Genomic DNA, 11,488 nt, shown 5'->3' with positions numbered 1-11,488 from the left:
CATGCCTAGAAGATGGCGCATCTCCACCAGAGCACTCCGGCTGGCGGTCTCGATCACACGCAAGGCGTCGTGTGCTTCTTCACCCGCCGCTCGGCGTCCACGACGGCGGCCAGCGCCTCGTGCGCGGCCACGCGCAGGCCGAGCGGGGCCCGCTGGTAGGCGGCGGACCGGACCAGCGGGTGGCGGAAGGCGATCGAAGCCCCCGTGATCCGCAACAACCCCGCCTTCTCGGCGGCCTCCAGGTCCGCGACGCCGCCGCCGAGGGCCCGCGCCGCCCGCAGGACCGTCCCGAGATCGCCGCTCCCCTCGGCGGCGGCCACCAGCACGGCCAGCCGGGCACGCTCGGGCAGCTCGTCGATCTGGGCGCCGAAACCGGCGACGACGCGATCGGTGGCCGGCAGCGCGCCCGGCATCGCCTCGCGCCCGGCGCGCTGCTCCGGACTGAGCCCGGCGGGCAGCTCGATCAGCGCCAGCGGGTTCCCGCCCGCTTCCCGGACGACCCGATCGCGTACCGAGGAGGCCATCGTGGAGAAGCGCTGCGCGAGCACCTCGGCCGCCGCGGCCTCGTCCAGCCCGCCCAGCCGCAGCTCGGGCAGGCCCGGAGCGTCGAAGGCGTCCCGGGCCGCGAACACCATCGCGACGCCGTCGGCCGCCAGGCGGCGCGCCGCGAACAGCAGCGCGTCGGCGGAGGCGGCGTCCAGCCAGTGCGCGTCGTCGACCAGGCACAGGACCGGCCGTTGCGCGGCCGGCTCCGACAGCAGGCTCAGGACGGCGAGACCGACCAGGAACCGGCTCGTGCCGGCGGCGTCGGCCAGGCCCAGCGCACCCCGTAGCGCCGCCGCCTGCACGCCGGGCAGGGTGTCGAGGCGGTCGAGCACGGGACGCAGCACCATCTGCAGACCCGCGAACGGCAGCGACGTCTCGGCCTCCACCGCGGTCGCCCGCAACACGCGAACCTCGCGGGCCTGGCGGACGAGCTCGTCCAGCAGGGCCGACTTGCCGATGCCCGCCTCGCCGCGCAGGACCAGGACGCCGCTCTGCCCCGCCCGCGCCCGTTCGAGCAGCCGCGTGACCTCGCCGAGCTCCTTGTCCCGCCCCCGTAACATGCGAAAAATCTACCCATGTGCCGCAAAGGGCCCAGACCCGAGGGCGTCCGGCCGGGAACCCGCAGGAGAGCAGTGCTCTTGACGTAGAGCACCCATCCGCGAGAGCATCACCGTCACAACGGAGCAGCGCCCCCGAACACGGCGTCCCCGCCTTCGGTAACAGCTGACACACGCTCCGACCCCGCGATGGCCCCCTACGACGGCGATCACCTGGCCCGCGTCTGCCGCATCACCCGCTAGAAGGACGCACGCAAGGCAGTCGCCCGCGACCGGGCCTCGGCAGCCCAATGAGGAGCGTTCCACAGGTCCGCGACGACAGCGGCCCGAGCGAAGTGCGCGGCGGCCTCCGGACGGCCCAGAAAGACGGCCAGCTCACCCAGGGTGTAGGCCACCGGACGCAGCGCCATCGACAGACTCTCCGCACCCGCCGGAGGACCGTCACGATACGCAAGCAACACCTCGTAGATCTCCTCAGCGGCGTCCCGATCACCCAAGGCCACGACGGCCATCGCGCGCAACGAAGTGAGGAACGTGAAGAAGAAATCCCGACGAATCGGACCGGGAGGCGTGCGAACCTCCCGGGCCTCGACATCCAACCCATTGGCGTGCAGCGCCAGCGCCAGCAGATCCGACGTCATCGAACCCAGCACGCCATGCAGAGCACGCACCTCCTCCAGATGCCCACCCAGCGTGCCCTCGTTCAGCCAGATCGTGGCCAACGCCAGCTGAAGAAAACCCACAGCGTGCACCGACCCGATCCGCCGCATCCCCTCGCCGGCCTCCACATAAAGAGCCTCCGCATCGGCGAACCGGCCCTCGACAAGCGCCAGACCCGCCAACGTGATCTCCGCAACCGCGATCGCCTCCCGCATCCGATACGCGCGCGCAAGCTCCAGAGCCTCCCCGATCACCCGGCGCATCGTCACAGGATCATTGGCCGCAGCCGCGACACCGGCATGATTGAGCAGCCCAGAGACACGATAAACCGGCAGGTCGTGCTCGACCCCGATCTCCACCAACTCCCGGCACAACCCCACATCACCCAGAACCTCGGCCAAGATCTCCAAAGCCGCCGCCCGCAACCGAGGTTCGGTGGCGAGATCGAGCGCCTCCCGCGCCGCCTCCACCACCGACGGATCATCCTCGCCGACCAACTCGTGCGCATACGCCGACAGCAACCGCGACCGCACCGAAGGAGCCAACTCCCCCTTCAACAGCCCCCTCAGACGATCAACCACAGGCCGATCCACCGTGCCGTACGTTCGAGCCTGCCACGGAGTCGGCTCCGTCCACGCCGTGAACGCCGCGATCATCAGATCCACCCGCCCCAACGACTCCGCGTACTCCACAGCCACACGCCGCGTCTCACGGGCCGCAGCAACGGCCCCCGCCCGGATCTGCGCCCGCAACAGCCTGCCGAGCAGCTCCACACGCTCCTCCGGCCCCGCCGAAAGAGCCACCGCATCAGCCAGAAGACCAGCCGCCACATCATGGGCATAACGCGCCTCGGCAAGCTCCGCCGCCCGCACACAATAGCCAACAGCCTTCGGCGAGCCCGCCCGCGCGAAATGATGAGCCAGCGCCGCGACATCGTCGCCCCCCTCAAGAGCGGCGCCGATCCGGGCATGCATCCGGGTAGCACGCAACCCGCTCAGATCAGCGAGAAGCGTGTCCCTCACAAGAGCATGCACAAAACGGACCAGACCCGGACCAGGCTCATCCAGAAGCCCCGCGACGACACCCGCCTCCAACGCATCCAACACCCCGTCCTCGTCCACATCAGCCGCCTTGACCAGGACGTCCACCGAACTCTCCCGGCCCGCCACCGCAGCCAGCCGCAACACCGACACCCCACCCTCCGGCAACCGCGCGAACCGACGACGCAGCACGTCCCGAACCCCCTCAGGAACCTCCGACAACGCCACCAACGCACCCTCACCGCTCAGCAACCGGGCACTCTCCCGCACATAAAACGGATTGCCACCCGTACGCTCCGCGATCCCCGCCACCGTCTCGTCATCGGCCTCGCACTCAGCCCGCACCAGCCGCGCCACGGCCTCCTCGTCCAACCCCGGCAACGCCACACGGACAGGCGCCACCCGCGCCAGAGAGGCCAGCGCCTCACCGAGACGCCCACCCTCCTCCGCACGGTACGCCACCACCACCAGAACCGGCGCCCGCAACCCCACACACCCGCCCAGCAACTCCAACGTGGCCGCATCCGCCCCATGCAGATCATCCAGCACCACCGCCACCGGACGCTCCGAGGCGACCGCCGCAAGCCACCCCCACACAGCCCGACGCAGACGGAACCGCCCAGCGGTGGCATCACCGTCCACCGGCCCGCCATCAGCCAACAGCGGCGCCAGATCGCGTGCGAACTCACCAGGAGACGCAGACGCGGCAACAGCGCCCAGCACCTCGGTCCACGCCCACGCAGGCGGCGCACCATCCACCTCCGGACAGCGACCGACGGCCACCAACCACCCCTCACGCTCCAGCCGCCTGCCGAAATGATCCAGCAACGTCGACTTGCCCAGCCCCGCCTCACCAGTGACACAGGCGACACGAACTCCACCGGTCACCGCCTCGGCAGCGGCCGCGACCAACGCCGACACCTGCGCCTCACGCCCGACGAACGACGCACCGATCACCGGAACCGTCCCCTCGGCGGCAGCCACCCGCGGCACCGGCGCGACCGGCGAAGCCGGCGCAGGCACGGTCGCACGCAGCACCTCCATACGCCGAGTGAGAATCGCCTCCTCCAACGCCACCAGCTCAGGACCCGGATCAAGCCCAAGCTCCTCAGCGAAAATGCCACGAGCACGGCGCAGCGTCGCCAACGCGTCCGCCTGACGCCCACTGCTCCACAACGCCAAGGCGTGCAACCGCCACCCCTCCTCACGAAGAGGCTCCGCACGAGTGAGCCGCTCAGCCTCGGCAACCACCACAGCAGGATCACCGACACGCAGACCCGCCGCCACATGCAGCTCGGCCGCCACCGAACGCAGCTCGTTCAACCGCGCCGTCTCAGCCGCCGCCCACGGCTCGTCCGCCACCTCGGCAAACGCCGGCCCCTGCCACAACCCCAGCGCCTCACCCAGCCGAGCCCGCGCGACACCCGCGTCACCGTCCGCACGCGCCCGCCCCAGCAACCCCTCGAACCGCCAGGCATCCACCGCCTCCGACGGCAACCGCAACGCATAACCCGGCGCCGCACTCACCAGCAACCGAGCCGGCGAACGCGGCGGACGCCCAGGCTCCAGCAACCGCCGCAGGTTCGACACGTACGCCTGCAACGACAACAACGCCCGAGCGGGCGCCTCCCCACCCCACAGATCCTCGATCATCCGATCGACCGGCACCACCTGCCCGCGCGCCGCCACCAGCAACGCCAGCACACCCCGCTGCCGCGGCCCGCCCAAAGGAACCGGCTCGCCGCCGACCTCAGCCGCCAGAGCGCCCAGAACCCGGATGAAGACCATGATCTGCACATCGTATGCGGACGTCCCGAATGACCTGCAAACACCCAGGAGCGCGCTGAACACACCCCAACTGCGGGCGATCAAGCGAGCCCCGGACCCGTACAACGTGTTCCGGGCGAACTACCCGGTGCTCGAAGGTGTTCTTGGTGGATGAGGACGGGCGGAGCCCGTGCCTTTATAGGAGGTGGGATTTGTGAATCAGCCCGCCGCCTTTACAATGTAGATCATATCTGGTCAGCTCCGGCGCCTGTTCTCCTCCGCGTGACCGACCCCGGGGTGGGGCCGTCGGCGCGGGGGTGTGCCGCCGCACTCCGGGTGGTGCTCGAAGTGCCACCACTCGTTGTCGAACATGCGGTAGAGGTCGTAGCGGGCGCCGTGCTCCTCCAGCCAGCGCGCGCCTTCGTGCGGACGCACGTCCAGGGCGATGCCCTTGACGTGGTTGGACTCCGTCGGCGGCAGGACGAGCATGCGCGCCAGCGCCGGGGAGCCGGTGCGGCGCACCTCCTCCTCGAACATCCGGAGCTGCACGAGCGGATCACGGTATCCCGAGGTGAGGCCGAGGAGCTGGCCGTGACGCCAGAGCGCCTCGGTGCGCGCCGCGGTGAACGCCGCCAGGGCGCCGTCGGTGAGCCCGGTCAGGTCCTCGGCGGGGAAGCGCATCCGTAACGCCCACTGGCAGGCCAGCTCGCGGGCCCGGCCGGGGCGGCGGACGAGCGCCGCGGGCAGCAGGAGCCGCGCGAGCACCAGCGTCACCACGGCGAACAGCCGATCTCGGGGCCGAGCTGGGATGGTGCGTGGTTCGTTCATGACGAACTACGATTGGCGCCGAATATGAGTGGGTCGTCTGCCGAATGTCACCGTTTGTCGACGGCCACCACGCCGGCACCACCGTGACACAACGATGACATGGCGCTGACAAGACGGGGACATCACCGGCCGACAGTGGACGGAGTTGACCGGCGACTGAGGTTACGGAGCGAGCTGTGGTACTCGGCGGCGTGTCGCGAGTGTTGTTGATCGAGGACGACCCGGCCGTGCGGGAGGGCCTTGAGCTGGCCCTGACCCGGCACGGGCATCGGGTGGGCGCCGTGGAGTCCGGCGAGGAGGGGCTGGAGCGGCTGCGCGCCGACCGTCCCGACGTCGTCGTGCTCGATCTGATGCTGCCCGGCATGAACGGGTTCGAGGTCTGCCGCCGCATCCGGGCCATCGGCGAGGTGCCGATCATCATGCTGACCGCGCGCGGCGACGACATCGACGTGGTGGCGGGGCTGGAGGCGGGCGCCGACGACTACGTGGTCAAACCGGTGCAGCCCAGGGTGCTCGAAGCTCGTATCCGCGCCGTGCTCCGGCGGATCGGCCGCGACCAGGCGGAACTGGAGCGGCACGGTGAGCTGACCATCGATCGGGCCGGGCTGGTGGTCACCAAGCGCGGCGCCCCGATCGGGCTCACCCCGGCCGAGCTGCGCCTGCTGCTGGAGCTCTCCGGCACGCCGGGCCGGGTGCACAGCCGCCAGCAACTGCTGGACTCGGTGTGGGAGCACGGGTACTTCGGCGACTCGCGGCTGGTGGACGCGTGCGTGCAGCGGCTGCGCGCGAAGATCGAGGACGACTCGGCGTCCCCCGTCTACGTGCAGACGGTGCGGGGGTTCGGTTACCGGTTCGGGCCGGTGTGAACCGGCGGTGACGCCCGTGCCGAGCCCGGGGCTGCGTGCCCGGCTGTTGTTCGCGTTCGCGCTGCTGTGCGTGGTCACCACGGCGGCGGTGACCGGCGGGCTCTACGTCCAGGCCCGCACCGACATCCTGCAGCGGGCCCAGGACGCCGCGCTGCAGGCGACGAGAGCGCGCCTGGAGACGCTCTTCCCGTTGCGCACCCCGGCTCCGGACCGGACCGAGCTCGGCAGGATCGCCGCCACCATGGCCGAGCGGGACAGCTACGCGCTCGCCGTCTACCGCGGACTGTACGCGCAGGCCGGCCCGCCGTCCGACCGGGCGCCGGGCCTGATGCGGAACCCGCCGCCGGGAAGCGGCGGGCGCGACGGGAACGCGCCGGCCCTGGAGGCCGAGGACCTGATGCCCCAGGCCCTTTCCGTGAGCCTGCGGCGGAAGGTGGCCGAAGGCGAGATGGCCTGGCAACGGGTGGTGCGGGAGGGCAGGCCCTTCCTGATCATCGGCGCGCCGTTGCTGATCACCGAGGGTGACCGGTGGCGGGTGTCCGGCATCGAGGTCTACACCACGCGCAGCCTGCTTCCCGAACAGCGCAGCATCGACTTGCTCGCCAGCCGCGCCTGGCTCAGCGGCGCGGCGGCCATGGCGTTCGCGGTGGTCGTGGCGTTGCTGGCCACCCGCAGCGTGCTGCGCCCGGTGCGCGAGCTCGGCCGGGCGGCCCGCCTGCTGGGCGAGGGCGAGCTGCGGACCAGGGTCGCGGTCCGCGGTTCCGACGAGCTGGCCGACGTGGCGCGCACCTTCAACGACACCGCCGCGGAGCTGGAACGGCACGTCATGCAGCTGCGTGCGATGGAGGCCGACGCCCGCCGGTTCGTGGCCGACGTCTCGCACGAGCTGCGCACCCCCCTGGCCGCGCTCGCCGCCGTCGCCGAGGTCCTCGACGACGAGGCGGCCGAGCTGCCCGAGCCCGCCGGCCGGGCGGCCAAGCTGGTCAGCCAGGAGACGCTCAACCTCACCGCGCTGGTGAACGACCTCATCGAGATCAGCAGGTTCGACTCCGGCGTCGCGGCCCTGTCGCTGAACGAGGTGGACGTGGCCGAGCTGGTGCCCGCGACCCTGCGCGTCCGGGGCTGGTCCGACGCGGTGCGCACCGAGCTTCCCTCCTCGGTGACGGCGAGGCTGGACCCGCGCCGCGTGGACGTCATCCTCGCCAACCTGGTCGGCAACGCCCTGCGGCACGGCGAGCCGCCGGTGTCGGTGCGGTTGTCCGCCGACCCGCAGTGGATCACTGTCGAGGTCCGCGACCACGGTCCGGGGCTGGAGGAGGCGGTGCTGCCGCACGCGTTCGACCGGTTCTACAAGGCCAGCGCGGCGCGGGCCAGGTCCGAGGGCAGCGGCCTGGGCCTGGCCATCGCGCTGGAGAACGCGCGCCTGCACCGGGGCGACCTCACCGTCGCCAACGCCCCCGACGGCGGCGCCCTGTTCACGCTGCGCCTGCCACGCAGGCCCCCCGAGCAGGACGGAGCAGCCGGATGAGGGCCGCACTCCCCCGCCGCGCGCTCGCCGCGGGTCTCCTGGCGCTGGTCGTAGGCTGCGGCGTGCGTCCCAGCGACGTCATCGCCGTCGGCCAGCCGCCGAAGGGAACCGTCGCGCTGACCACGACGATCATCCTCTACCTGGTGAAGGACGGGCGGCTCAGCGCCGTGACGCGGCCGAGCGCCCGCCCGCTGTTCCGGACCGAGAGGCTCGCGCTGCTGGCGGCCGGGCCCATCGAGAAGGAGCGGGCGCTCGGGCTCAGCACCGAGGTGCCGCCGGAAGCCGATCCGTTCCTGGTGACCGTCAAGGCGCGCGACCGCATGGTGCTGACCCCGTCCGCGCCGGGCGGTGACCTGTCCCCCCTGGCCGTGCAGCAGATCGTGTGCACGGCCGCCGCGTTGCCGGACAGCCCTGCCCGCATCGCCGTCGCGGGGGCACGCACGAGCGTCGACCCCCGCGACTGCCCGGCCTGACCGCCGTCGGCGACGGTCGCCGGCGTCCCGGGCGGCCTGAGCTCCGGCAGGCGAACGGCCGGTGGGACGTGACCGCGGTCAGCTCTTGGCGGGGATGCGCTTGCCGAGGTTGACGAAGAACAGGATCAAACCGACCGTCAGCACGATGTGCCCCAGCCCCGCCATCCCGGTGATCGCCGGGCTGGTCTCGGCGCCCAGCACCGTCTGGGTGCCGTGCACCAGCATCATCGCCACCGTCAGCGCCAGCCCGCCGTTGTAGACCCAGAAGAACCAGGTGAACAGCCTGCCGCCGGCGCTCAGCGTGAACACCTTCTCCAGCACCAGCACGATCAGGAAGAACAGCATGCCGAGAGCGAGCAGGTGGGTGTGCACCACACCGAGCTGGGTGTCGCCGGTGAAGTCGTTGAGCTTGGTGATCTCGCGATAGTAAAGGCCGGTGATGACGCCGACAATCATGTAGATGTGCGCCGCATGGTAGATCTTTCTCACGGTTGAGACCTTAGAGGGTTGTTTTGCCACCATTCGTACCGGCGTCCCCGCCGGACGGGCTCAGCCCTGCCAGGCCCGGCGGAAGCTCGCCCGGGCCCGGTGCAGCCGGGACTTGACCGTGCCCGACGGCACCCGCAACATCCGCGCCGCGACGTCCTCCGGCACCCCTTCCAGGTCGCGCAGCACCAGCACCGCCCGATGCTCCGGCGACAGGCGCTCCAGCACGTCCCGGACGTCCACGGCACGCTCGACGTCGTGCGGCGAGGGCACGCCGGCCAACTCCGCCGGGCTGGACCGCCCGTCGCGCCGGGCGATCCGGACGGCCTCGCGCACGGCTATCGCCCGCGCCCAGCCGAGCAGGGCCTCGGGTTCGCGCAGGTCACGCAGATGCCGGAAGATCGCGATCAGCGCCTCCTGCACGGCGTCCGGCCCGCTGTCCAACGCGATGGGCCCGCAGATCCGGCCCAGGTACGGCGTCAGCTCGGCGAGCAGGTCGTTCATCGCCATCGTGTCGCCGCGCTGGGCGGCGAGCACCCGGGCCGCCGTCACGACGCGCCCCCGGAGTCCCTGGCCGCCGCGCCGCCCGCCGCCCCGCCGGCCTCCCGGGCCGCGTCCACACCCGTGTCCACACCCGCGTCCCCATCCGCGTCTCCGGCCGTGACCCGGGACGCGAGCCTGGCCAGCGCCTTCTCCCCCGCCGCCCGCACGCCCCACGGCACCAGCGCCGCGCGGCCCGGGACGCGCACCCCGCCCGTCTGCGCGACCAGCGTCCCCTCCGGCACGGCGGTCGCGGCCAGGCCGACGAGCAGGAACCGGCTCTGCATCCAGCACCAGCCCGGCCGCAGGTCGACGTCGAACCGGGCGCGCATGCCGTACCGGCTGCGGGCCCTGGCCACGAGACGGCCGTCGCCCGGGCCCGCGGACTCGACGGTGAGCTGCCGCATGTCGGGTTCGAACGTGCCGAACTCCTTCTCCAGATCGCTCACCACGGCCCAGACCACCGCGAAGGGTGCGGGAATGACGCGCTCGGCGACGGACGCCCCGGGAATGGCCGCGGCCAGCGCGCGCAGGCGGCGTACGGGGTCCAGATCGGCAACAGGCCAGCTCATGTCCATCCAGAGGCGGGAGGGGCGCGAAAGGTTCCATGGAACCATTACGGATTTCACCGACTCCTGCCTGGCATGAACATTCCACGCCTCGGCGCCCTGACCGCCGCCGTCCTGCTCACCGACGCCGCCGCGCACCTGTACTGGCTGACCGGCCGCACGTGGCCCGCCCGCGACGTCAGCTCCCTCTCCCTGGCGGTGCTGAACTTCGAGGTGCCGTTCACCCCGCGCGTGCTGGTGCCGCTCGTCGTCGTGCTCGGCGCCGGGGCGGCGGCGGTGCTGGTGTGCTCACGCGGTCGTGGCGGCCTGCCCGCCCGCCTGGTCACGGCCGCCGTCGCCGCCGGGACCCTGGTGCGGGCGGCGGCCGGGCTGGTGTGGATCGCCGGCGTCGGCGCGGACACCGGGACCCCGTTCTACTGGCTCAACCTGTTCCTCTACACGCCTGTCTGCGTGTTCATGGCCACGGCGGCGGCCCTGGTCGCCGCCCGCCGCGGCTCCCGGCGGCTCTAGCCGGAGGAGAGCTGGGCGCGCAGGGTGCGGAAGGCCCATTGCTCCCAGCGCTCCCGCGGCCAGCCGCGGCCGTGCACGAACAGCAGGTACAGCTCGGGGCTGAGCAGGCCGTACAGCAGGTCGGCGGCCTCCTGCGCGGACACCCCGGCCCGCGCCCCGGGCTTGCCCACCAGGGCCTTGGCCGCCTCCTGCTGAACGACGTAGCGGGGATCGACGTCGTCCGGCCACAGCGCGGCCACCTCCGGGTCGCCGGCGACCGCCGCCGCCAGGACCTTGCCGATCGGCGCGACGCGCTCCAGGACGGAGCTGGTGCCGGCGACGTAGGCGCGCAGCATGTCCTCGGCGGTGCCGGCGGCCAGCGCCGCGGCGTACCAGGGCCGGTCCATGGTGGCCACCGGCTCGTCGTCGCCCGCGATCGTGACGTCGACCAGCTCCTTGAGCAGGGCGCGCTTGTTGCCGAAGACGAAGTAGATCGTCTGCACCGCGACCCCGGCCTTCTCGGCCACGTCCTGGAGGTTCGTGGCGCCGTATCCGTCGCGGACGAACAGCTCCGACGCCGCGTCGAGGATGCGCCGGCGCGTCTCCTTCGCCTTCTGGGCCCGCTTGTTCGGCCGCTTGACATCACTCATGGCTAGAGTCTATCTCTAGATTCAGTCACTAGAAGTCAACTCTAGAGAGTAGGTCTAGCCATGCCGGTCATCAGCGTCACCCGCTTCCAGGCCGATCCCGCGGACGCCGAGGAGGTCCAGGCCCGGCACGCCGCCCTGGTCACCGCCATCAGAGCCACCGAGCCCGGCCTCACCGAGGCCCGCCTCGGCCGCCTGGACGACGACACGTGGGTCGGCGTCTGGCGCTGGAACTCGGCCGCCGCCCTGCAGGCGGCCCGCCAGGCCGCGCCCGGCACCCCCGCGGCCGTCGCGGCGTTCGAGGTGGTCCGCGACGTCACGGCGCAGGACATCGAGGTCCTGGCCGAGCTGTGACGGCCCGCCCCGGCTCCGGCCGCGAGGCCGCGGGCCGGGGTTTCCCCGAACCGAGGAGAGGACATGATCAAAATCGACGCGTTGACCAAGGTGTACGGATAGGCGCAGGTCCGGGCGGTGCGCAAGGCCCGGGTCGCC

General features: G+C 71.9%; 12 protein-coding genes. 5 read left to right on the top strand and 7 right to left on the bottom strand.

Going from position 1 to position 11,488, the window contains the following annotated elements:
- Positions 1-53 precede the first annotated feature (53 nt).
- The 3 genes from ACWEJ6_RS45270 to vanY-N form a co-directional block, all read right to left on the bottom strand.
- The gene (locus tag ACWEJ6_RS45270; RefSeq protein WP_452431598.1) at positions 54-1,106 is read right to left on the bottom strand and encodes an AAA family ATPase; all 1,053 of its coding nucleotides are present in this window, start codon (positions 1,104-1,106) and stop codon (positions 54-56) included.
- A gap of 236 nt (positions 1,107-1,342) precedes the next feature.
- Entirely contained in the window at positions 1,343-4,591 is a 3,249-nt protein-coding gene (locus ACWEJ6_RS45265) for a BTAD domain-containing putative transcriptional regulator (RefSeq protein WP_452431597.1), read from the bottom strand.
- A 234-nt stretch (positions 4,592-4,825) separates the two neighbouring features.
- Complete coding sequence (vanY-N, locus tag ACWEJ6_RS45260) at positions 4,826-5,398, bottom strand: D,D-peptidase/D,D-carboxypeptidase VanY-N (RefSeq protein WP_452431596.1); 573 nt, start codon at positions 5,396-5,398, stop codon at positions 4,826-4,828.
- Between the two features lie 191 nt (positions 5,399-5,589).
- Between vanY-N and ACWEJ6_RS45255 the strand changes: the two genes are divergently transcribed.
- Genes ACWEJ6_RS45255 through ACWEJ6_RS45245 form a run of 3 tightly spaced genes read left to right on the top strand, consistent with a single transcriptional unit; the run spans position 5,590 to position 8,265 of the window.
- Complete coding sequence (locus ACWEJ6_RS45255) at positions 5,590-6,264, top strand: response regulator transcription factor (protein ID WP_358302179.1); 675 nt, start codon at positions 5,590-5,592, stop codon at positions 6,262-6,264.
- Between the two features lie 7 nt (positions 6,265-6,271).
- Positions 6,272-7,792: an ATP-binding protein gene (locus ACWEJ6_RS45250; protein WP_452431595.1), complete on the top strand. Its 1,521-nt coding sequence runs from the start codon at positions 6,272-6,274 to the stop codon at positions 7,790-7,792.
- Complete coding sequence (locus ACWEJ6_RS45245) at positions 7,789-8,265, top strand: hypothetical protein (RefSeq protein ID WP_452431594.1); 477 nt, start codon at positions 7,789-7,791, stop codon at positions 8,263-8,265. The genes ACWEJ6_RS45250 and ACWEJ6_RS45245 overlap by 4 nt, the downstream gene beginning before the upstream one ends.
- 78 nt (positions 8,266-8,343) lie before the next feature.
- Here ACWEJ6_RS45245 and ACWEJ6_RS45240 read toward each other — a convergent pair whose 3' ends face one another.
- The 3 genes from ACWEJ6_RS45240 to ACWEJ6_RS45230 are packed head-to-tail and all read right to left on the bottom strand — an operon-like array spanning position 8,344 to position 9,863.
- Positions 8,344-8,754: a DUF2871 domain-containing protein gene (locus tag ACWEJ6_RS45240; protein ID WP_452431593.1), complete on the bottom strand. Its 411-nt coding sequence runs from the start codon at positions 8,752-8,754 to the stop codon at positions 8,344-8,346.
- Positions 8,755-8,814: 60 nt separating this feature from the next.
- Entirely contained in the window at positions 8,815-9,303 is a 489-nt protein-coding gene (locus tag ACWEJ6_RS45235; RefSeq protein WP_397162676.1) for an RNA polymerase sigma factor, read from the bottom strand.
- On the bottom strand, positions 9,300-9,863 hold the full coding sequence (locus ACWEJ6_RS45230; protein WP_452431592.1) for a hypothetical protein: 564 nt from the start codon (positions 9,861-9,863) through the stop codon (positions 9,300-9,302). Before ACWEJ6_RS45230 ends, ACWEJ6_RS45235 begins: the two co-directional genes overlap by 4 nt.
- 72 nt (positions 9,864-9,935) lie before the next feature.
- Here ACWEJ6_RS45230 and ACWEJ6_RS45225 point away from each other — a divergent pair, with 72 nt between their 5' ends.
- A complete protein-coding gene (locus ACWEJ6_RS45225; protein ID WP_387682502.1) occupies positions 9,936-10,370 on the top strand; it encodes a DUF3995 domain-containing protein in 435 nt (144 codons plus the stop codon).
- Here ACWEJ6_RS45225 and ACWEJ6_RS45220 read toward each other — a convergent pair.
- Positions 10,367-10,999 (bottom strand): TetR/AcrR family transcriptional regulator, encoded by a 633-nt coding sequence (locus ACWEJ6_RS45220; RefSeq protein WP_452431591.1) that lies wholly within the window; start codon positions 10,997-10,999, stop codon positions 10,367-10,369. The genes ACWEJ6_RS45225 and ACWEJ6_RS45220 overlap by 4 nt on opposite strands.
- Positions 11,000-11,059: 60 nt before the next feature.
- On the opposite strand from ACWEJ6_RS45220, the gene ACWEJ6_RS45215 reads away from it, so the two are divergent.
- The gene (locus tag ACWEJ6_RS45215) at positions 11,060-11,350 is read left to right on the top strand and encodes an antibiotic biosynthesis monooxygenase (protein ID WP_397162680.1); all 291 of its coding nucleotides are present in this window, start codon (positions 11,060-11,062) and stop codon (positions 11,348-11,350) included.
- The last annotated feature ends 138 nt before the right edge of the window (positions 11,351-11,488 follow it).

This window comes from Nonomuraea sp. NPDC004702 (assembly GCF_053601695.1).
This window is presented reverse-complemented; position numbering and strand designations above follow the sequence as displayed.

Bases quoted from the DNA above. Each gene is read 5' to 3' on its own strand.
- ACWEJ6_RS45265 (WP_452431597.1), bottom strand. From the start codon at position 4,591: ATGGTCTTCATCCGGGTTCTGGGCGCTCTGGCGGCTGAGGTCGGCGGC.
- ACWEJ6_RS45215 (WP_397162680.1), top strand. From the start codon at position 11,060: ATGCCGGTCATCAGCGTCACCCGCTTCCAGGCCGATCCCGCGGACGCC.
- ACWEJ6_RS45245 (WP_452431594.1), top strand. From the start codon at position 7,789: ATGAGGGCCGCACTCCCCCGCCGCGCGCTCGCCGCGGGTCTCCTGGCG.
- ACWEJ6_RS45225 (WP_387682502.1), top strand. From the start codon at position 9,936: ATGAACATTCCACGCCTCGGCGCCCTGACCGCCGCCGTCCTGCTCACC.
- ACWEJ6_RS45230 (WP_452431592.1), bottom strand. From the start codon at position 9,863: ATGAGCTGGCCTGTTGCCGATCTGGACCCCGTACGCCGCCTGCGCGCG.
- ACWEJ6_RS45220 (WP_452431591.1), bottom strand. From the start codon at position 10,999: ATGAGTGATGTCAAGCGGCCGAACAAGCGGGCCCAGAAGGCGAAGGAG.
- vanY-N (WP_452431596.1), bottom strand. From the start codon at position 5,398: ATGAACGAACCACGCACCATCCCAGCTCGGCCCCGAGATCGGCTGTTC.
- ACWEJ6_RS45270 (WP_452431598.1), bottom strand. From the start codon at position 1,106: ATGTTACGGGGGCGGGACAAGGAGCTCGGCGAGGTCACGCGGCTGCTC.